The following is a 20,710-nucleotide window of genomic DNA, read 5'->3' on the forward strand; positions in this document are numbered from 1 at the left end:
CGAAGGGCCGGTACCAATTTCCCGGAACCCCAGTACCAACTACCCAGACCAGCAGTTCCAACAAAAGCTATCTGCCAATATTTGGCTTCCACTAGAGAAAAAGCTTGACTCTGAAAACCTCGAGTTGTTGTTTTGGCTCGATCTCGCTCAACGCGACGAACGGGCAAAACAGTCTGATACATACGTAGGACAGCAAAAGCGGCTCGAGAAACTCAAGACCATCGACGAGGTAGAGGCTGAGGTAGTTCGTATAGCCCGATTGGGCGACGTGCTCGCTACGATTCTCAACCCTGCGGAGGAGAGACATACCGAGATTCGCAGGCGCCTCACCAGAATCAAGGCGTGGGGTTCGACCACTGCGTATCCCGTGGTCATGCAGATCCTCGCCCGACGCGCCGCCGGCACCGCTGCCAATGACCAAGTGGTTCGCGCGTTGACTTATCTCGAGTCCTACTTCGTGCGGCGGATCATCATCGGACGCGCTACCGCCAACCTGAACCGGACACTGCTCCAAGCTGTTGGTGCGATCAGTGGTGCCGAGGACATCGACAAGGCACTACGCGACTACCTGTCCCAGGGTCGAAAATACTTTGCAACCGATCAGCAGGTCCGAGAGGCTGCCCGGGCTGTCGCCTTCTACTGGCAGGGCCGTGGGACACAGAAAAAGCTGATCCTGCAGTGGCTTGAAGAAGCCTACCGCCCGAAGGAGATCGTCGACCTTGACCCAAGGCACCTGACCATCGAGCATGTCTTGCCCCAGACTATGACTGAGCCCGTACGGGAAGCGTTCGCAGAGGGTTTCGACGCAGACGCAGACATTGATTACGAGCATGAGCGCGTCGTACACACCCTTGGCAACCTGACTCTCAGTGGGTACAATAGCGAGCTCAGCAACAAGCCGTTCCACGAGAAGCGGGAGTTGCTGGCTAAGAGCGGCGTTTCGATGAATCAAGCGATTGCCACGCACGCAACATGGGGTGCCAAGGAGATCAACGCGCGCAGCTCCGAATTGGCAGAGAAGATCATCGATTTATGGCCAGGCCCTGACGAAAGCATTATTGCTGTGGGCGAGGAGCCGTCAGCTCTGCGGAGCCAAATTGCTGCGGTCGTAGCGGAGATCCCGGCCGGCCGATGGAGCTCCTATGGGGATGTCGCCATCGTGGCGAACACCTGGCCACAACCACTGGCCGGAATACTTGCGAGCTATCCGATAGCGAACGCCTGGCGAGTCCTGCAAAGTGGCGGAACCATCTCGCCTGGTTTCCGCTGGCTCGAGCCCGGCCGCAATGATGACCCACGGGCGGTTCTCGAGGAGGAAGGAATTCGATTCGATGCTGAAGGACGCGCGGATCGCGACCAATTTATGGGTGCAGAGGAGCTTGCTAACGCGGCAGGTCTAGACGTCGACGAGAATGTGATTTCTGCACGACGCAATAGGGTGACCGGTCAGGCTCGCGCGGGAAACAACGTGGCGCTGAAGAACGCACAGCTGGACTTCTTCGAGCGAGTACGAAACTTCGGGCTCGCTAATGCAATCAACATCAGGACGTGGCGTAAACCATCACCACAAAACTGGTACGACGTGAGCCTGGGGGATTCCCGTGCTGTCATCTCGCTTTCGGTTAACTCGCAGAGCAAGCTCGTAACCGCGCAATTCTGGATCAATAACGACAAGGGTCTTTACGGGGAGTTACTTGCCCAGCGCACCGCTATCGAAGCCGCTCTAGGGTTTGAGGTGGAGTGGGACGACAAGCCCGACCGCAAGGCCTCCAAGCTTGTCAGCAGGCGGCCCGGTGATTTCCTTGATGAAGCACAGTCTCAGGAGCTTGTGGAATGGCTCGTGACGAGGGCCGACAAGTTTGCACAGGTATTGGCAAAGTACCTGCAAAACCGAGACCTGCAAGGGGTCGGGGAAGAGCAACTCGTCTTGGAGTGGGAACCGGACCTGGCGCAACAGTCCCCGGAAGGTTGATCATGAACTAGCAGGGCTCGTGCCCGTTGCTACTCCTTCCGCATCTTGTCTATTACTGCCGCTACCTTGCGGTAGGTCTCTTTGGCTTCAGGGCTTGTTGCTGCACGATAAATTCTCTTCCCGTCCACAAGCAGCTTCTCGGCCTTGGCCTGCATCTCCGGGTCCTTGGCGAGAACGTAAAGTCTGGTAGTGGCGGCTTTAGCCTTTTGTCCGACGTCCTTCATCGCGGCTGCGGCTTTGTCTGCTTGCCGGCCATGGTCTGCTCCATATCTGCGATGGCTGTTCTTATCAGGTAAACGTGCACAAAACCGATGAGCGCTCTGCGCACCGACACCTTAGGCGGGGACCGCAGGGAAAACTACGAGCGACCCGTCGCTGTTCCGCTCAATCTCAATTGCGACGTCGTCCCGGTGGTCATTTACCTGGAGACCGTCTCCCAAAGCACGAAGTCGATATGCGGCCTGCAGCAGCTGGTCTACCTCGCCGGGCGTAAATGCGGGAAGCCGGAAACCGCCGTCCCGCTTCACCTCGAGGGCAGACAGTCGAAGCAGAAGCTGGTTGATGCCCGACTCCAACTCGTCGGTGCTGCGTCCGTCGGCATGAAGCGCCCCGATGAAATTTTTGAACGAATTGCCTTTGTCCTGCTGGGCGTGTTCGACTGCTTGAAGCACAAGCACCCGGCGTTTAAGAGCGACGGCTAGCCGGGCAATTTCCAACTGCGCCCGGAAGGTGCCGCCTTCCTCGGTGATGCCGGGAAATGACTTCTTTAGTTCGCCAACTTCGACTGCGCCGCCGGGCAGGGCATCCAGTGCAGCTTCCCACTTCTTTAGCCGCCTACGGGTAGCCGCAATAGCGGTGTTGATACCATGCACGGAAGAATCTAGACCGAGCGAAAAACCGATCCGGCCCTGGTCAAGGAGGATCGAGGTCGCTTTGTCGATCGCTTCACGGCAACCGTCCAACTCGTTGCGCTCCTTATCGAGGTTGTCCTCGTGCAACTGCTCCAAGAGGACAGTGATTCGCTCAATCGCTTCCTGGCGCTGGTGCTCGGCATGTGCGCTGACGCTAACGGCTACGGCCATCAGCACAAGTGGCGCGGCTACCGTCAGGGCTCCAGCACTGGCAACCGCCACGCCGGCTGTAGCTGCCGCACCAGTTGCCGCACCGGCGGTGCCTGCAGCTGCGGCTCCGCTTGCGACAGGGACGAATGTAGCGGCACCCACGATTCCGGTCGAGTTCACGAGGGAACCATGAATAGCCCCTGCAACTCCTTTGGCGGCCATAGGACGAACGAGTCCTTGCCCGGCCTGGGCGGCAAGCTTGGCGGGCACCACCAACCGGTAAAGTACCTCTCCCGTTTCGGCCACGTTCACCTTGGGGGGAGCGGATTTTGCGGTTTGCGTTACGAGCTGCGCCAGTTGCTTTGCGAGCGGACTTGCAACGTCAAGCGGTAGGCCGCCCTTGCGGTCGCGGGTCTCCGGCATTGCATGCATCTCGAGCGTTGCGATGGGGGAATTCGCCAGGGTTGCCAGAACCGTTCTCAGCTCGGCCAGACGAGCCGGCGTTAGGCCTTCATTGCCCAGCACGTCAGAAACGCCCACTGCTTCTGTAGCGAGTGTCCATACCGGCACGAGTGTTTTGCAGTCAGTAGTCACTTTTTGTCCCCTCCTGAAAGTGAAGCCGCCCTGGACGGCGATAGCATCGGTGCCGAGGATCCGAGAACGTGGTCCTTGCTCAAATGTCATCGGTCGTTATCGTCCCACATTGAGAGCGGGTTTCCTGAAAGTGTCGCCACCGTCCTGATGGGTGAGTCCCACTACACTGAGGCTGAATAAGCCAGACAGCAATCTGGAAGGCAACCAAGAGGAACGGAACCTAGGCCGTTTCACGGCAAAAGGGGTCCAATGTCCAAAGCCAGATCATTCAAACCGGTCGCGGTCGTTGCATCTGCGGTAGCTTTGCTTCTCGCTGCGCTGCTCGTGGCAACCATGCTTGGATTCGGTCCGTTAGCGAGCAAGAGCGAGCGAAGCGTTCTTCTGAAGTCCGTTAGAAACGTAAGCCAATACCACGCGGCGGTCGGCGATTTTCAGCTCTTATTGGACGAGAGGGAAGACACTGGCGGACTGCCTGGTTTTATCGCAGGACGACGTACGCTCTTTGTGGCCGCTGGCACTGTCAATGCCTATGTCGACTTATCAGGTCTCACCAAAGAGGACCTCACGGTGTCTGCCGATGGCAAGTCGGTGACGCTGCGACTACCCGAGCCGCAGCTCGATAAGCCCAACATCGACCACGAACGGTCCTATGTCTACAGCCAGGACCGTGGCATCGCTGACCGGGTTGTAGATGCGTTCACGGCACCTCAGCAGGCAGAGCTCTATCTCCTCGCCGAATCGGATATGGCTAACGCTGCCGAGAAGTCTGAGCTGCGGCAGCGAGCGGGTGAAAATACCAAGAGCATGCTGACTGGTCTGTTCGGGTCGCTCGGGTACGAGGTCTCCTTTGAGAGGGATACAGCAGGCTAGATCAACGGCCGAGAGCGGGCGAAGCGAGGAACGATAAGTACCGCGCATCTCCGCGACCCGTCCGCCGTCCCAGCGCTTCCACTGCCTCGAAATCCCTAGCACCCATGTCCATGGACAACCACCGCATCAGCAGCCCGGCATCCCCATTGGCCCGCACGGCCGAACCAACAGCAAAATCCAGTTGGTCCCGCAGCAGCTGCACCGCCAGGACGCCGGACCGGCTGAGCAGCGGAGCGGTGTACGCCTCCAGCGCCTCGGCCACCCGCCCGGCGCGCAAGAGCCGCAGCACCCGCCCCGAATCCGAACAACCAACAAGCCCGGCGGCCAGCCGGTACGGGTTCGACTCCACCGCACCACCCAGCATGGACCGCACCCGGAACATCTCGGTCCGGATGGCTTGCGGCGTGCCCGCATCCCCGTGCAGCTCGTACGCCAGCTCCTCGGCGCTCCAGCCCTGCGACCTCGAATCCAGCAGCGCCAGGATCTCCGCCCGGCGCAGCGTCAGTGGCACCCGGCTGCCGTCGGCAAGCACCGCGGCAGGCTTGTCGCCCAGCAGTTCCAACGAAGCCACCGCAATATCTGGCCGCGGACTCGGCCGGGACGCACCCGCGGAAGACGAAGTATCCTGGGAGGCACCGCCGTCGGACGTTCCCAGCAGCGACTCCGCCACCCGGACCGCGCACCGCACCATCCGCAGCGTATCGGCGCTGATCGTGTCCAGCGGACCGGAGACGTCCAGCACGCCCAGCAACGCGCCCGTCAAAGGGTCTCTGATGGGGGCCGCCGTGCAGGCCCACTCGTGGTGGGTGCGGACCAGGTGCTCGGCGGAGAACAGCTGCACCGGACCGCCGGTGACTAGCGCCTCGCTGATGGCGTTAGTGCCGATCCCCGCCTCGGACCAGTCCGCCCCTTCGGAGAACTCCAGCCGGTCCGCCCGCCGCAGCGCCTCCCGGCTGCCCACCCGCCACAGGATCTCGCCACCGGCGTCGGTGAGCACCAGCAGGTGCCGGCCGGAACTGGAATCGTCGGCCAGCAGGTCCTGCAGCGCAGGCATCACCTGCTGCAGCCGGTGCTCCCGCCGCAGCTGAACCACCTCGGACGGATCGTGCAGGTGCCGCGGGCTGTGCTGGTCCGGGCTGATGCCCAGCGCCATGGACCGCCGCCACGACTCCGCCAGCGGCACGGGGATCTCCGGGCGCGGGACACCGGCAATGACCAGCTCGTGCGCCCGGCGCAGGGCACGCGCGTACTTCGCCGGGTCCGAAAACCTCAAGCCGTAGTCCACCGTCTCCTCCTCACCGCCGGCGTCCTTGCCGGCAGTGCCCGTGTAACGCGCTTGTAACCCCCGCCGCGTTCCAATAGTGATGCAGCTCACGCCCGCCCCAGCATACCGCAGGGACACCGGCGGGAGGGGGCCGCCCGGACCACCTGAGGGACCGCACACAAAGGAGTGGAGATGACCGAAACACCCACCGCCGCCGCGCAGGCCTGGCTGGCCAGCCTGGACGGCGCGCTGCAGCGCCGCGACGTGGACGCCGCGCTGGACCTCTTCGAGGACGAGAGCTACTGGCGCGACTTCGTGGCGTTCACCTGGAACCTGAAAACCCTGGAAGGCAAGACGGACATCCGCCGCATGCTCCAGGCCACGCTGGACCACGTCCAGCCCGCCAACTGGGCGCTCGCCGAGGACGCCACAGGCAGCGCCGGCCCGGACGGCACCGTGGAAGCCTGGATCACGTTCGAAACCGGCGCCGCCCGCGGCTACGGCCACCTCCGGCTGCGCAACGGCAAATGCTGGACGCTGCTCACCACCATGCAGGAGCTGAAGGGCTTCGAAGAGAAGAAGGGCCCCCGACGCGAGCAGGGCGTGGCCCACCAGATCATCCGTGGCCGCCGCTCCTGGAAGGAACTCAAGGAGGAGCAGGAAGCCCGGCTGGGCTACGAGGAGCAGCCCTACTGCGTGATCGTCGGCGGCGGGCAGGGCGGCATCGGCCTCGCGGCGCGGCTCAAGCGGCTGGGCGTGCCCACCATCGTGATCGAGAAGAACCAGAACCCGGGTGACTCCTGGCGCAACCGCTACAAGTCCCTGCACCTGCACGACCCCGTCTGGTACGACCACCTGCCGTACCTGAAGTTCCCGGACGACTGGCCGGTCTTCGCCGCCAAGGACAAGATCGGCGACTGGCTGGAGCACTACACCCGCATCATGGAGCTGAACTACTGGTCCGGCACCGAGTGCGTGGGCGCGGAGTACGACGACGGCACGCAGGAATGGGCGGTCAGCGTCCTTCGCAACGGGTCGCCTGTGACGTTGCGGCCCAAGCAGCTGGTCTTCGCCCTGGGCGTCTCCGGCTACCCGAACATCCCCGCGTTCGACGGCGCCGAGAGCTTCTTGGGGGAGCAGCGGCACTCCTCCCAGCACCCAGGCGGCGGGGACTGGGCCGGTAAGAAGGCCGTGGTGATCGGCTCCAACAACTCAGCGCACGATATCTGCGCCGACCTCTGGGAGCACGGCGCCGACGTGACCATGGTGCAGCGCTCCTCCACCCACATCGCCCGCAGCGAATCCCTGATGGACCTGGCGCTGGGGGACCTGTACTCGGAGAAGGCACTTGCCAACGGCGTGACCACCGAGAAGGCGGACCTGCTGTTCGCGTCGCTGCCCATGCGGATTCTGCCGGAGGCTCAGGTGCCCGTGTACCAGGAGATGGCGAAGCGGGACGCGGAGTTCTACTCCCAGCTGGAGGCTGCCGGGTTCGAGCTGGACTTCGGCGTGGACGGGTCCGGCCTGTTCCTGAAGTACCTGCGGCGCGGCTCCGGCTACTATATCGACGTCGGCGCCTCCCAGCTGATCATCGACGGCCGTGTGAAGCTGAAGAACGGGCAGGTCGCCAAGATCACCGGCAACGCCGTGGTGATGGACGACGGCACCGAGCTGGAGGCGGACCTCATTGTCTATGCCACCGGCTACGGGTCCATGAATGGCTGGCTGGCGGATCTGGTCTCGCCCGAAATCGCCGACCGCGTGGGCAAGTGCTGGGGATACGGCTCGGACACGCCTAAAGACCCTGGTCCGTGGGAGGGGGAGCTGCGCAATATGTGGAAACCAACCAACGTCCCCAACCTCTGGATCCACGGCGGCAACCTGCACCAGAGCCGGCACTACTCGTCCTACCTGGCGCTGCAGCTCAAGGCCCGGATGGAGGGGCTGGAGACGCCGGTGTACGAACTGCAGCCAAGCCACCACACCCGCTAAAGGAAGAACCCATCATGAAGGCAGCACGTTTCCACGCACAAAAGGACATCCGCATCGAGGACATCCCGGAGCCGGAACTCCGGCCCGGGGCGGTGAAGATCGACGTGGCGTGGTGCGGCATCTGCGGCACCGACCTGCACGAGTACCTGGAAGGGCCCATCTTCTGCCCGGCACCCGGGCACCCGCACCCGCTGTCCCACGAGGAATCACCGGTGACCCTGGGGCACGAATTCTCCGGGACTGTCTCCGATGTGGGCGAAGGGGTGACGGGCCTGGCGAAGGGGGACAACGTCGTCGTCGAACCGTATTTTGTGGACGGAGACTGCGACATGTGCCAGGCGGGCAGTTACCACCTGTGCCGGCAGATGGGCTTCATCGGGCTGTCCGGCGGCGGGGGAGGGCTGAGCGAGAAGATCGTGGTGGACCAGCGGTGGGTGCACCCCATCGGGGACATTCCGCTGGACGAGGCTGCTCTGATCGAGCCGCTGTCCGTGGCGCACCACGCGGTGGCGCGCAGCGGCGTGAAGGCGGGCGACACGGCGCTGGTCGGCGGCTCCGGGCCCATTGGCCTGCTCACCGCCGCCGTCCTGAAGGGCATGGGGGTGACCACGATCATCAGCGAACTCACCCAGGCGCGCAAGGAGAAGGCCACCTCCAGCGGGGTGGCGGACCACGTCCTGGACCCCAGTCAGGAAAACGTGCCGGAGCGGGTGCGGGAGCTCACCGGCGGGACGGGGGCCGACGTCGCGTTTGAATGCGCCGGCGTGAACGCGGTGCTGGACACCATGCTCGACGCCGTCCGGCCCGGCGCCGTGGTGGTCAACGTGTCCATCTGGGGCGCGCCCGCCACCGTCGACATGCAGAAGCTGGTGCTCAAGGAGATCGACCTGCGCGGCACCATCGCCTACGTCCGCGACCACCCCGCCGTCATCAAGATGGTGCAGGAGGGCAAGGTGGACCTCAAGCCGTTCATCACCGGCCGGATCGCGCTGGAGGACCTGGTGGAGCAGGGCTTCGACACCCTGATCAACCACAAGGACACGGCGGTGAAGGTGCTGGTGCACCCGTAGGTTCCGGTAGGCAGCCACTTGGCATGGAAGGAAGGACGACGGCGGAACGCACGTGGTGCCGTCGCCCTTCCCCTTCGCTCTGGTGGAAGGCCCCGTGCTCCAACCCAGCGCCAGGCGCGCGCCGTCGCAGCCACCGACCGCATTACAGACGACCAGGATTTCGTCGAGCAGATTCAGAAGACTGGCCGGCGTGAGCCGCTACGAATTCGGAAACGATGGTGGCTGTGGAGCAGTCGCTCGCTGTCTTTTCTCGGCGTGGCCCGGTAATCGGGATAAGGACTCAGGCCCTCAGCTCTTTGAGCGCCCAGGACCAGCTGATCAGTTCCTGCTCCAGACGGATATTCGAGCCATAGGTGCTGTTCCCCAGGGATTCGTAGAGCGCCGCTTCTGCCGCCGTCAGCCTCGCAAGCGCCGCCCTCGAGGGCGTCTCCTCTTTACCCCAAGCATCCCTGTGTGCAAGTAGGGTGCGCTCATCCATCAGTACACTCTCCACGTGCGGATGGACTGCCCGGAGCTGGTCGAGGATCCGGAAGCCGTGGGTGTCAATGTCGCCCCAGTAGAGAACCCGGCAGTAACGGAGCCAGGCGGCGTCCCGCAGGGAAGAGAATCCGTACCCGCCCCCAAAAAGTGCCAGCGTCCCTGGACGGTCGGGAAGCGCCAGGAAATTGACCTGGTTTTCCGTTGCGATGACGGTATCCACCGGCAGCCGCAACCCGCCGAACGCTTCGGCCGTCAATGTGATGTCCCGCGCCCCACCGAACTGGTCAATTTCAGGATCCAGCAGACGAAATCTCACAAACTCCGGAGGGTGCAGGAACCCGTGCCGTCGTGCGAATCTCGCCGCAGGTGTCCTTCCCGCGCTGTCTTCGAGTCCTGCATCATGATTCGAGGACTCCAGCTCGTCGTCAGCTGCGGACATTTCATGATCGCGGGAAGAAGGCTCGACGGTTGCCAGCATTTGGTCAATAACCTGCCGGTGCCGCTCGATGAACTTCGTGTGCACCCCGGGCAGGCCCAACTGGCGGACGTAGAAACCGGGCGCCGGGTTGTCCCGCAGCCACAATGCTACGCGCGCCGCAGTCACGGCCGCCGGACCTAGTTCGAGGAGCTTCATCGGCCGCCTTGCTGCCCAGTCCACCAGCTGGGGATCCAGTCCGGCCAGCCCCTCGGCCAGAGACCGGAAGACGCCGACCTCCCGCGCCTTCCCAACAAAGCCGATCTCGTCCTCAACTGTGGCAAATACAGCCGCGCCGGGAAGGGAATTGGCCCCCACAGTCCGCCGCCCGGTCTCTACCGTTTCCAATGAATAGGCACCTGCCCCGGAAAAAAGCTCACCTGCCCACGCGCGGACCGCCGCGTAGTCGCTGAGCAGTTCTGCCGCCGTCGGACGCTTCAACGGACGACGGCGCGGGTACAGTCCGCTGGGCTCCAGCAGCTCCCGGAGGAGTGAACCGCTGTTCCACGCCTTCAGCGACAGGGCCCTCAGGTCCGCCAGCGTGGTCCACGCCTTAGTGGCCACGCCGGCCCTTCTCCTCGCGGTACTCCTGGATGGTCATGTTGCGCAGCTGGGAATCGTCACCGTTGATGTTCGCCACGAAGCCCACGTGCGAGACGAAGGGCTCGATGACGTGGATCTTCTGCAGGGGAGTGACGATCAGCAGCTGCAGCTGCATCCGCTGGAACAGCTCCAACCCATAGCGGGCGGACTCGTCCGAGCCGCGGCCGAACGCCTCGTCAATCACCACGAACCGGAAGCTCCTGCCGCTGCCGGCGTTCCTGCCCGCGCCTTTGCCGGACCCCAGCCCGAACTGGAACGCCAGGGCCGCCGCCAAGATGGTGTACGCCAGCTTCTCCTTCTGGCCGCCGGACTTGCCGCCCGAATCCGTGAAGTGCTCGTATTCCTCGCCGGTCTCCGTCCACTTCTCCGACGCCGAGAACGTGAACCAGTTCCGCACGTCGGTCACTTTCGCCGTCCATTTCCGGTCCAGGTCCGTCAGGCCTTCCCGGCCACGGAACCGGTCGATCAGCCGCTCCACCTGCAGGTACTTCTGCTCGGAGTACTGGTCCATCCCACCGATGGTCCCCTCCGAGCACGCCCGCAGGTCGCTGCCGAACTCCCGCACGTCCTGGTCCGATGTGGCCTGATGCTCCAGCTGGATGTGCCGCCCCGTGTTGTACGGAATACCTGACAGGGACTGGTTGATCTCGCCGATCCGGTCAATGATGTTCTGCCGCCGGCTGTCCATGAACGCATTGAACGCCACCACCTCGCGGATAGTGTTCTGGTTCAGCAGGTCCTTGAACTGGTTCTCGAACCGGGGCAGGTCGTTGCCCACCAGCTGCTCCAGCAGCCGGTTGTAGTCCGCCGCGGCTTCCAGCGAGGCGTCGACGTCGGTGGTTTCGTTCGGGTACTTGTGGCGGAAGTCCGCCATCTTGGTGACGGTGCTCTCCGCTGCGCGGGCAATCCTCTTCGACAGCGCGTCGATGGTGTCCGTCAGCCCGTTCCGCACAGTGCTTTCCACGGCGGCGGTGTTCTTGTAGGTGAGCGGTTTGTCCCCCAGCGTTGTTTCGGTGAGGCGTTCGACGGCGGCCAGCACCTCGGCGTCGTCCGTCACCGGCGTGTCAACCAGGATGGCCCGGCACTCCTCGATTGCCTCGGCGATGTCCCTTGCCTCCTTCTCGTTCGCGCCGAGCCGCTCGCGCAGCTTCCCCGCTTTCTCTTCCAGCCGGTCCAGTTCCTTCGTGACCTGTTGTTGCTTGGCCATCAGCTGCTGCAGGACGTCGCTGGTGGTTTCCAGGGCCCGCTTCTCCGCTTTCAGGTCCTCGATACCGCGGGCCGTAACCTGCCAGCTGATCTCGCCGAACTCCGTGACGGAACGGACGGTGCCCAATTGCTGGTAGTGCCGGCCCACCGCCCCCAGCTGCCCATTGACCCGGTCAAGCTGCCCGGCCACAACCTTCAGCTGGCCCTGGACCTCGTCCAGGTCGGCGCGGAACCCGGCGACCTTGTCATGGTTGTCCCAGCCCAGCACGTAGTTTCGCCGGTCCGCCAGGTCCTTGCGGTCGTCCTTCTCATGCCGGCCCCGCCCTCCCTTGAGCTGGCCGTTGGCCGTCAGCGCCTTAGGGTAGCGGCGGAAATCGGCCAGGTTCTCGCAGCAGAAGTAATCGAACCGGCTGCTGAGCTCGTCCTGCAGGAAGTCCCGGAACGGGGTGCCCTGTTTGATGGCGATCTTCGCCGCCAGCGTGCCCGGCTCGGCGGCCTTGGGCGAGTAGGACTCCCCGATTCTCAGGTACACAAGCCGGCCGCGCAGGTTGTTTGCGTCCACCCAGCTGCTGACCGCGGCGTAGTGCTCCGCCGGGACCAGGAGCGAGAGTGCGAACCCGTGGAGGGTCCGCTCGGCGGCGCCCTCCCAGCCGGCCTCGCCGTCGCGGACCTTGAGCAGCTCGCCCGCATAGGGCAGGTCGATGTCCGTGATCCCGGTGCCTTCGCAGAGCCGGCGGCGGATATCCAGCTGGGGGAGCGGAATCAGGTTGCGCCGGGCCTGCAGGCTGGTGAGCTCTGCTTTGATCTCCCCGGACCTGGTATTGAGCCCTGCCTGCTGGATGGACAGCGTGGTGCGCTCTTCGTGCAGCGCCTCGGATTGGACAGTCAGGTCCTGTTCCACCCCGGCGAGCCCAGCACGGTTCGCGTCGAACAGCACACGGTCCTCGGGCGCCTGCAGGCCAAGGTCCGCTGCCGCGGCCGAGTAGGCGTTGAACCGCTGTTTCTGCTCGGCGGACTTGGCGGCCAAAGCAGCAAGCTCGGCATCGATCGCGGCGAGCCGTCCGCCGCCGTTGGTGCGGATGTCCTCCTCCACTCCGGTCAGGTCCCGGCGCAGCTGCTTGACTTCGCCGTTCAGCCGAGTCCAGTCTTCCTGTAGCCGCACACCGGTGCGCTCCAGCTCGGCCTGGTGCTCCAGGCTCAGCTGCAGTTTCCGCTCCGTGAACCACGGATGCAGCTGGTCACGCTGTTTCCGGGCCAGCTCGTCGTCGGCGGTCAGCCCGGCATGGAGTGCGGCGCCTTCCTTGATGGGTGTCAGCAGGGCGATCTGGTCCTTGGCCCGGAGGACGGCGTCGTGGGCTTTCTTCAGGTCGTCGAAGTGGTGGATCAGGTTAGTGATCCGGGCGGCGACGTCGTCCTCCTCCAGCATGTTGCCGCGGACGAACGAGGTGATGTTCTCCACTTGCTTCATGGACACCGTGCGGTGGAACAGCTCCATGGCCTGGTTGCCGCTGATCCCGAACTGGCGCTTGAAGGCGGCCGAGTACGGCTCGAACGAATCATGGACCGACGCCCCGGCCGCACGCAGCTTCTTCTTCAGTTTCAGCGGGTCCTGGCCGAAATTGCTGAAGTCCGCCGCAATCGTCTGGTCCGCTTCCGCGATCGAGTAGAACCGGGTAGGCTGCCCCGCCTCCTGGGTGGCCCACAACGTGATGCCCAGCGTGACCCACTTGCCGAGCACGGCGTTGTGGAAGATGCCCAGCACCACCGTCAGCTGGCCGGTGGCGCGCAAAGGTACCGGCTTGGAGTACTCTCCACCGGCGCTCCGGGCGCTCTTGTGGAACCCCCGGACGTACGACATGAGGGAGCGTTCCTTCTTCTGCGCCCCTGCGGCCTTGTTGTACTCGATTTTGTGCGCCGGAAGCAGCAGTGTGGTGATCGCATCCACCACCGTGGACTTCCCCGAACCGATGTCGCCGGTGAGCAGGCTGTTCGCCCCGTCCAGTCGGAACGTGCGCACCCCCTGATGGAAGGTGCCCCAGTTGAGTAACTCCAGGCGGTGCAGCCGGAAGCCCGGGGGAGTGCCGCCGTCGGCAGCTGTTTCATCCAGACTGAACAGGCTCTCCTGCAGGTCCGTGCCCAAATCCGTGGTCACTGGTCCTCCCCAATTGTGCGTGCGGCTTCGGTTGCCTTGGCCTGCTCCGTAGAGGCGGGCGGCTCGCCGGCGAGGGTCCGGCGGTAGTCAGCCAGCCGTGCGTCGAACTCTTCCAGCCACTGCGCATTCACGTACGCCTTCAGGATCCGTGCCACCTCGTACGTGTCCGTCTGCCCCCTGAGCTTGCGCAGGAAGCCGAGCTCCGCCACTTTCTTGATGTCAGCCCCCAGCCGGTCCAGGACACGGGCCTCGTTGCTGGATTCGGGCAGGAACACCGAGACCATGTCCGCGATTTCCTGCTCGCTCATGATGAGCCGGACCTCGCTGCTGTTGATGTCGAACTCCATCATGCGCCGGCGGAGCAGGGCCAGCAGCAGGCTGACGTTGAAGGTCAGGGAGCGGCGGGCGATGAGCCGGGGGAGCGTGCCGTCCGGATCATCCTTGGACCGCAGGAACGCGTAACCCTCAGACTCGTCCAGCAACAGGTCCAGGCCCAGCACCGCCACGTAGTCGCGCACGTGCGAGGTCAGCCCGAGCAGGGACTGCCACAGCTTCTCGTCGTTCTCCGCGTACAGCACGCCCTTGAAGAGCCGGGTGACGACGGCCGGAAGCTCCTCCGGCGTGCGGGCTTCACTGTCAGCTGGGGCTGGGACGTTCATGCCGGCCTTCCGAAAATGATCTGTTCGATGGTGGCTTCGCGGATGGAGCCGTCCGGCAGCTGCCAGGACAGGCGCTGGGACTGCTCCGGGTTGATGGTGGCCCAGTCCGATTCGGTGGCCAGCTGGTAGTACGCCACCACCTCCGCCAAGCCTTGGGAGAGAGGGTACGCTGCCGTGACTTCGGCGAGTGTGGCCTGCTCCGCCTCGGCCAGAATGGTGTCAATGTTGGCCTGCAGGCGTGCCCTGTCCACGAAGAACTGGCCGAACAGGGCCGAGGCGTCCACTTCGGCGTCGTCGGCCGTTTCCACGGCATCGTCCACCAGCACTTTGCGGCTGGGCTCATAAAGGGGCCGTTCAAAGGGAAGCACCACGTCCACGGATGGGGCGTCAATCTCTATAAAGGCACCCGACGGCGGCGCCTCCCGGGTGCCCAGCGCACCGGACTCGATGCGGCGGATCAGCTGCATGATGCGTTTGTTCTCCAGGAACACCTTGTCGTCCAGGAGCCGGCGCATTTGCTGGGAAAGCTGGCGGACGGTGGCCTGGGTCTGTTCAACGGCGGGAAGCCAGTCCTGGTGGAGGTTGGCCAGCGCGTTCAGGCTGTCCGCGTTGGCCAGGGCTTCGATGTGGGTTGCCTGTTGCAGGAGGTCCTGGAGCTCGGTCCGGAGCTGGGGAGACATCAGGTAGTCCCAGAACCCCTGAAAGGTGCGCCCCTGGAGGGAGCTGCTGATGTCCTGCTGGTTGTCGAAAATCGACTCCAACAGTTCACCCTGCGTACCGTCCCACGTAGCGATCTGCTGGCGGACTTGCCGATCCAGCTTGCGGAAGTTCTGCTCCACCTCGCGGAAATCTGAGAGCAGGTCCCTGGCCAGGGCCGTGAGCTGCTGGAAGTGGTCCAATGCCTCCGGGCCGGTCATAACGCGGATGTTGCCCTCGCGGATCCGCTGCATCTCGGCATCGATCCCGTCCCGCTGGCGCTGCAGCTCTGCGAGCCGCACCTCCGGGTCCGTCTCGGACTGCTGCACCAGCTGCTTCAGGACCGCGAAGATGCTGGTGAGCCTGGATTGGGTTGCGACGAAGTCCCGTCCACGCAGGTTCTCCACCCAGCGGACCACGTCCTCCGCAGCCGCCGTGAGATCGTAATGGGGTTCGTCCTCGCCGGGGACGTAGTACTTCCTCAGCCATTGGCGGTCGTCGGCCGCCCAGTCATCAAGGTATTCGCCTGCGGGACGGGGAAACCTGTCCTCGCCTTCGCTGTCGCGGAGGCCGAACAGCACGTCATCCAGGACATCGATCAACTCCTGCCGGCCCAGGTTGCGCTGGTTCGGACCCGTGAACGCGGCCATGAAAAACGTCAGTGCCAGCGGCGCATTCTGGGCACGGAGCAGTGACCAGCCTGCATGGTTCTCCCGCAGGGAATTGATGGAGTAGAAGTCCATTGGGGTCCCGTGTTTGGTGCGTCACGTCGTCGGCTTTTACTCTAAGCGACACCCCCGACAACCTTCACCCCAGCGTGTCAACGACGCACTGGGGGGGCGGTGGAAGGCCGACGGCGGGACGCACGTGCCGCCGTCGTCCGTCCTGCCCTGCCCTGCCTGCCACCCCCCGCGCGGGCCGGAAACTTATCAAGGGCCTTTCCCCCTATCCACCCGTGCCGTGTGCGCGGAAGATAGCCCCATGAAAAAGCTTGTGCTGGCGAGCTTCGCCACCCTTCTCCTGGTTATTGGCAGCCTGCTGGGCGCGGTGGTCCCGGGCAACGCCGCACCCACGCCGGCGATCACGGCAGGGCAGATCCTGGTTAAGTTCCGCGACAATGCCGCCGCTGCGGGCGCCCTCAGATCGCACGGGCTGACCGACGGGCCCGACGTCGGCAGCACCGGCGCGCACCTGATCACCGTGCCCGCAGGGAAGGAGCTGCAATTGGTCGAAGCGCTGGGCCGGAACCCCGCGGTGGAATACGCCGAACCGGACTATGTGGTCACTCCGGCCTCGGACGACACGTACTTTCCCCGGCAGTACGCACTGCAGAACAGGGGCCAGTCATTCACGAACACTGATGGTACGGTGACGGTTCCCGCGGGGACCACTGACGCCGATGTGGACGCCGTGGAAGCCTGGACCGTCACCACCGGCACGGGAATCAGGGTGGCTGTCCTCGATTCGGGCGTCGCCCTGGACAACCCCGACATCACCCCGAAGGTGGTGGCACGGGCCAACTACACCACGTCCAGGAGCAACGACGACAACTACGGGCACGGAACACACGTCGCCGGGATCGTCGCGGCCACCGCCAACAACGGCATTGGCGTGGCCGGAGTGTGCCCGGGATGCAGCATCCTGGCCGGCAAAATCCTCAGCGACACCGGAGCAGGGTCCAGCTCAGGCCTTGCGAACGGCATCAACTGGGCCGTCAAGAATGGCGCCCAGGTCATCAACATGAGCCTGGCGGTGGGCGCGTCAACCACCCTGGAAACCGCGGTGAACAACGCCTGGAACGCGGGCGTGGTACTGGTTGCTGCGGCCGGCAACGGCGGGAACACCAGCACGAATTACCCGGGAGCCTACCCGAACGTCATTGCCGTGGGGGCAACGGACAACAACGACACGAAGGCGTCGTTCTCCACCTATGGCGCGTGGGTGGACGTGGCAGCGCCCGGGGTCAGCGTCTACTCCACCTTCCCCAACCACAAGTTCGTCCTCGCCAGGGAGTACAACCGTTCCCAGGGATACGACATCGGCAGCGGAACCTCGATGGCCTCACCGATTGTTGCTGCAGTCGCCGCGCTTGCCCGCAGCACCAACCCCGGAGGCACCGCCTCGGACATCCGCGCCAAGGTGGAATCCACCACCGACACAGTTGGCGCCATCGGAAGTGACTGGGCCCACGGGAGGGTTAACGCCTGCAGGGCGGTCGGGGCAACAGGTTGTTGACCCTTCCTTCGCTCTGATGCGCCGTTGTAGGGTCAGGGCGTGATCGTCCCCGATATCTCCCAGGACGCTGTGGCCGTGGCGGATCACTACGACGAGCTCGATCCCATCTACCGCCGGGTGTGGGGCGAGCATGTCCACCACGGGCTGTGGACGACGGGCCGCGAGACACCTGCCCAGGCCGTCGAGGCGCTGGTGGATACTGTTGGCGACCGGTTGGGCATCAGGCCGGGCCAGGTGTGCGTGGACATCGGCTGCGGTTATGGCTCCACGGCACGGCGGCTCGCGGTGACGCGCGGGGTCGGTGTCATCGGCGTCACGCTGTCCGCCGAGCAGGCCCGCTATGCCGCCCAGCACCCCGTACCGGGCGTGGACATCCGGGTCCGCGACTGGCTCGACAACGGGCTGGCCGACGCCTCGGCCGACGCCGCGTGGGCCATCGAGTCGAGCGAGCACATGGTGGACAAGTCCCGGTTTTTCGCCGAGGCGCACCGCGTGCTGGCCCCCGGGGGACGGTTCGTCATCTGTGCCTGGCTCGCCGAGACCGATGCGCGCGGGTGGAAGGTCCGCCAGCTGCTCGAGCCGATCTGCCGCGAGGGGCGTCTCCCCTCGATGGGCACGCGTGAGGAGTATGAGGCGATGGCAACGGACGCGGGCTTTGAGGTCACCGGCTATGAGGATGTCAGCCGCCGCGTCGCCCGCACCTGGCCGATCTGCGCTCGCCGGCTTGTGAAGGCCCTGCTTGTGGATCCCGAGATGCGCCGGCTTGCCCTTCGGTCCCGCAACCGCAACTCGTTTCCCGGCATTCCCCGCCTGATCCTGGCCTACCGCACCGGTGCCATGCGCTACGGGATCTTCACGCTCACCAAGGCTGGGGAAAATGGCACGCAAGCCGCGCCAAACGCCTCAGCCGAAGCCGACTGACCGGAAGCACCCGCTCCGGCCCGGGGCTCAGGGCAGCGGCTGACGCTCGCCCACGCTGACCGAGGCCGACGGCGGAAGGTAGTCACGCCGTCGTCGTTCCAGCTTCCGCGCCGCGTTCTATCCCGGCCCGGGAGCATGTGTGGCACGGCGGCAGGAGAAGTGGGCGTCTGCAAGGATGGAGCCATGAACCAGAGCAGCATCCGCCACCACCAGGCCTCCGTCACCGTCAACGCATCCGCCGAGACCCTCTACGACCTGGTCTCCGACGTCACCCGCACCGGTGAGTGGAGCCCGGTCTGCAAGGCGTGCTGGTGGGACGACGAGGCAGACGCCGGCCAGCCCGGCACATGGTTCACCGGGCGGAACGAGCTCCCGCACCGGACGTGGGAAACCCGCTCGCAGGTAGTGGCAGCCCACCGCGGACGCGAGTTCGCCTGGGTGGTGGGCGGCAAATATGTCCGCTGGGGCTTCACCCTCTCCCCGGCAGCTGCCGGAACCGTCCTGACCGAGTCCTGGGAATTCCTGCCCGACGGTCTAGCCATGTTCCGGGAAAAATACGGCGCTGACGCTGACGCCCAGATCGCCGACCGCACCCAGCAGGCGCTGGACGGCATCCCGGCAACACTCGCGGCAATCAAACGGATCGCCGAGTCCATCACCGCCCACGACGAAGTAAGGACCTAAAGCCGCCATGACCCACGAACAGCACGAATCCGCCGCGCCGGCGCTGGACAGGACCGATCTGCCCGCATTCGAGGCCGCCTACCAGGCCGCCCGGAAGAGCCTGGCCGAGGGTGGCATCCCCATCGGGGCTGCGATCGCCCGGTACGGCGAGGTCTTCGCCAGCGGGCACAACGAACGGGTCCAGAACGCCGATCCGATCGCGCACGGCGAGATGTCAGCCCTCCGCGCCGCTGGCCGGCAGAAGAGCTACCGGGACACCACGCTCTACACCACGCTGGCCCCGTGTGCCATGTGCACGGGGACCATCATCCAGTTCAAGATCCCCCGTGTGGTGGTGGGGGAGGCCCGAACGTTCGACGGCGAACTGGACCTCCTGCGCGCACGTGGGGTTGAGGTGGTGGTCCTGGATGATCAGCGCTGCGTGGACATGATGCGCTCGTTCCAGGCCGACAAGCCGGAGCTGTGGGCCGAGGACATCGCCGAGTAGGTCAGGCCCTGTAGCACCCGGAGGACTAGGGGTGGACCGGTGAGGCGGCTTCGTTGCCTAAAACTGTGGTCCACGGGTTCGCGGTCCATGACGTCACGACGCCGTTGATGACGTAGGGGTCTGCGGTGGCAAACGCCTTGGCGGCCTCGAGCGGGTTCCCGCCGGTGAAGATGAGCAGCCCTTTGAAGGGGTCTTCGCCAACTGCTCCGCCGAGCAGGAGCTCGCCGCGTTCCACTGCTTCCCACCCTGCCTTCAGGTGGTCTGCGCGGTACTGTTCGCGGGACTCAAGGTAGTTGTCGGCGTAGGTGTATTCGAGCACGGCGTGCATGGGTGGCCCTCCGTTTGGTTAGTGGTTTCGTTCGCTGTAGAAGCAGCGTACCCGCTGTGTGCTGGGCGGAAACCCTGGCACCTCAGCCAAGGCGACGGCGCACGTGAGCGGATGCTGCCGCCGTCGTGGTTCAACTCTCCCGAGGCGAGCCCGCCTGCTCGTCAATGCCGCACCAGCCGGCAATGACGCCGAGGCGGACTCACGCACCCAGATCCGCCTGGGTCTGACGCGCAGCTGGGAGTGGTGTCCCTACCAGCCCAAGCTAGTGGGGTTCGGCGCCCGGGCTGTGACTTCTTAGCCCTGCCGCGGTTGCCGCACTCAGGAGCTCCTTGTCGAAGGCCACCAACTCATCGACCTCAAGCCTTATCGCGGCTGCGAGATGAATCGCGTCGGCACTCCGCAACCTACCCGGCAGTGCAGCGGCATAGGTGAGGTCGGAGCGAACCAGGTCCACGAGGTTGATGCCGGCCAGTACGGTGTTGACCAATTCCGGCGGCAGGCCCCGGCGGTTGGCCGCGCAATGGAGTTCCGTGAAGAGAAGCATCGAGGCAACCAGGAGGGCGCCCTCTGCGGCCGACGCCGTCAGGAATTCCGCAGTTGGGCCGGACTCGGCTTCCTCAACCACGAGCTTGAGGGCAGCCGAGGTGTCCACGTAAAGGATCAACGGTCGCCGCGCAGATCGTCGAGAATTTCGGCGGTGCCGGTGGCGAGCGTTGCCCGGGGGATCGATCGGAAATCAACGGGGCCCCGGGACGCCCGGACACCACCCGATCGGAGTAAACGCTCAAAGGGTGAAGCTGCGGGCGGTATCAGCGTAGCGGCAACTTCACCGTTGTTCGTGACGTCGATGATTTCACCGTTTTTCACCCGCTCCAGGATCTTGCTGCTTTGGTTGCGCAGCTCACGATGGGGGATCGTTGTCATGGCAAACCTCCGTAGCAATCGTAGCATCGGCCCTTGC

The 20,710-nt window shown here is 64.6% G+C and carries 18 protein-coding genes; 8 read left to right on the plus strand and 10 right to left on the minus strand.

Features of this window, described 5'->3' with window-relative positions; translation table 11 throughout:
• Positions 1-1,972: DUF4268 domain-containing protein (locus PV772_RS17745; RefSeq protein ID WP_347887017.1), on the plus strand; the 1,972-nt coding region annotated here is incomplete at its 5' end.
• 29 nt (positions 1,973-2,001) lie between these two features.
• On the opposite strand, the gene PV772_RS17750 is transcribed toward PV772_RS17745, so the two are convergent.
• Together PV772_RS17750 and PV772_RS17755 are read right to left on the minus strand one after the other, a co-directional pair.
• Positions 2,002-2,196, minus strand: a complete 195-nt coding sequence (locus PV772_RS17750) for a hypothetical protein (RefSeq protein WP_141161294.1) — start codon at positions 2,194-2,196, stop codon at positions 2,002-2,004.
• Between the two features lie 111 nt (positions 2,197-2,307).
• Positions 2,308-3,717: a hypothetical protein gene (locus PV772_RS17755; protein ID WP_347887018.1), complete on the minus strand. Its 1,410-nt coding sequence runs from the start codon at positions 3,715-3,717 to the stop codon at positions 2,308-2,310.
• A 159-nt stretch (positions 3,718-3,876) separates the two neighbouring features.
• Between PV772_RS17755 and PV772_RS17760 the strand changes: the two genes are divergently transcribed.
• Complete coding sequence (locus PV772_RS17760; protein WP_141161293.1) at positions 3,877-4,497, plus strand: DUF4230 domain-containing protein; 621 nt, start codon at positions 3,877-3,879, stop codon at positions 4,495-4,497.
• 1 nt (position 4,498) lies between these two features.
• Here PV772_RS17760 and PV772_RS17765 read toward each other — a convergent pair whose 3' ends face one another.
• A complete protein-coding gene (locus tag PV772_RS17765) occupies positions 4,499-5,872 on the minus strand; it encodes a GAF domain-containing protein (protein WP_347887019.1) in 1,374 nt (457 codons plus the stop codon).
• An 81-nt stretch (positions 5,873-5,953) separates the two neighbouring features.
• Between PV772_RS17765 and PV772_RS17770 the strand changes: the two genes are divergently transcribed.
• Both PV772_RS17770 and PV772_RS17775 read left to right on the plus strand, forming a co-directional pair.
• Positions 5,954-7,753, plus strand: a complete 1,800-nt coding sequence (locus tag PV772_RS17770; RefSeq protein ID WP_347887020.1) for an NAD(P)/FAD-dependent oxidoreductase — start codon at positions 5,954-5,956, stop codon at positions 7,751-7,753.
• Positions 7,754-7,767: 14 nt separating this feature from the next.
• Complete coding sequence (locus PV772_RS17775; RefSeq protein WP_347887021.1) at positions 7,768-8,823, plus strand: 2,3-butanediol dehydrogenase; 1,056 nt, start codon at positions 7,768-7,770, stop codon at positions 8,821-8,823.
• A 280-nt stretch (positions 8,824-9,103) separates the two neighbouring features.
• On the opposite strand, the gene PV772_RS17780 is transcribed toward PV772_RS17775, so the two are convergent.
• Genes PV772_RS17780 through PV772_RS17795 form a run of 4 tightly spaced genes read right to left on the minus strand, consistent with a single transcriptional unit; the run spans position 9,104 to position 15,837 of the window.
• The gene (locus PV772_RS17780) at positions 9,104-10,342 is read right to left on the minus strand and encodes a Wadjet anti-phage system protein JetD domain-containing protein (protein WP_347887022.1); all 1,239 of its coding nucleotides are present in this window, start codon (positions 10,340-10,342) and stop codon (positions 9,104-9,106) included.
• Positions 10,332-13,739, minus strand: a complete 3,408-nt coding sequence (locus PV772_RS17785) for an ATP-binding protein (RefSeq protein ID WP_347887023.1) — start codon at positions 13,737-13,739, stop codon at positions 10,332-10,334. The genes PV772_RS17780 and PV772_RS17785 overlap by 11 nt, the downstream gene beginning before the upstream one ends.
• Positions 13,736-14,398, minus strand: a complete 663-nt coding sequence (locus PV772_RS17790; RefSeq protein ID WP_347887024.1) for a DUF4194 domain-containing protein — start codon at positions 14,396-14,398, stop codon at positions 13,736-13,738. The genes PV772_RS17785 and PV772_RS17790 overlap by 4 nt, the downstream gene beginning before the upstream one ends.
• The gene (locus PV772_RS17795; protein ID WP_347887025.1) at positions 14,395-15,837 is read right to left on the minus strand and encodes a DUF3375 domain-containing protein; all 1,443 of its coding nucleotides are present in this window, start codon (positions 15,835-15,837) and stop codon (positions 14,395-14,397) included. Before PV772_RS17795 ends, PV772_RS17790 begins: the two co-directional genes overlap by 4 nt.
• A gap of 238 nt (positions 15,838-16,075) precedes the next feature.
• Between PV772_RS17795 and PV772_RS17800 the strand changes: the two genes are divergently transcribed.
• The 4 genes from PV772_RS17800 to PV772_RS17815 all read left to right on the plus strand — a co-directional run bounded on the left by PV772_RS17800 (position 16,076) and on the right by PV772_RS17815 (position 19,421).
• The gene (locus PV772_RS17800) at positions 16,076-17,329 is read left to right on the plus strand and encodes a S8 family serine peptidase (RefSeq protein ID WP_347887026.1); all 1,254 of its coding nucleotides are present in this window, start codon (positions 16,076-16,078) and stop codon (positions 17,327-17,329) included.
• A 39-nt stretch (positions 17,330-17,368) separates the two neighbouring features.
• The gene (locus PV772_RS17805) at positions 17,369-18,250 is read left to right on the plus strand and encodes a class I SAM-dependent methyltransferase (RefSeq protein ID WP_347887027.1); all 882 of its coding nucleotides are present in this window, start codon (positions 17,369-17,371) and stop codon (positions 18,248-18,250) included.
• A gap of 183 nt (positions 18,251-18,433) precedes the next feature.
• Positions 18,434-18,934 (plus strand): SRPBCC family protein, encoded by a 501-nt coding sequence (locus PV772_RS17810; protein ID WP_347887028.1) that lies wholly within the window; start codon positions 18,434-18,436, stop codon positions 18,932-18,934.
• A gap of 7 nt (positions 18,935-18,941) precedes the next feature.
• Entirely contained in the window at positions 18,942-19,421 is a 480-nt protein-coding gene (locus PV772_RS17815; RefSeq protein ID WP_347887029.1) for a nucleoside deaminase, read from the plus strand.
• A gap of 25 nt (positions 19,422-19,446) precedes the next feature.
• Here the strand turns inward: PV772_RS17815 and PV772_RS17820 are convergent, their stop codons facing one another.
• From PV772_RS17820 to PV772_RS17830, 3 genes are all read right to left on the minus strand, one after another.
• A complete protein-coding gene (locus tag PV772_RS17820; RefSeq protein ID WP_307362805.1) occupies positions 19,447-19,749 on the minus strand; it encodes a YciI-like protein in 303 nt (100 codons plus the stop codon).
• Positions 19,750-20,011: 262 nt separating this feature from the next.
• A complete protein-coding gene (locus PV772_RS17825) occupies positions 20,012-20,401 on the minus strand; it encodes a type II toxin-antitoxin system VapC family toxin (RefSeq protein ID WP_246839754.1) in 390 nt (129 codons plus the stop codon).
• 8 nt (positions 20,402-20,409) lie between these two features.
• Positions 20,410-20,673 (minus strand): type II toxin-antitoxin system prevent-host-death family antitoxin, encoded by a 264-nt coding sequence (locus tag PV772_RS17830; RefSeq protein ID WP_141161279.1) that lies wholly within the window; start codon positions 20,671-20,673, stop codon positions 20,410-20,412.
• Positions 20,674-20,710 lie beyond the last annotated feature (37 nt).

Origin of the sequence: Pseudarthrobacter sp. CC12 (assembly GCF_039907755.1) — a bacterium.
Taxonomy (GTDB): domain Bacteria; phylum Actinomycetota; class Actinomycetes; order Actinomycetales; family Micrococcaceae; genus Arthrobacter; species Arthrobacter niigatensis.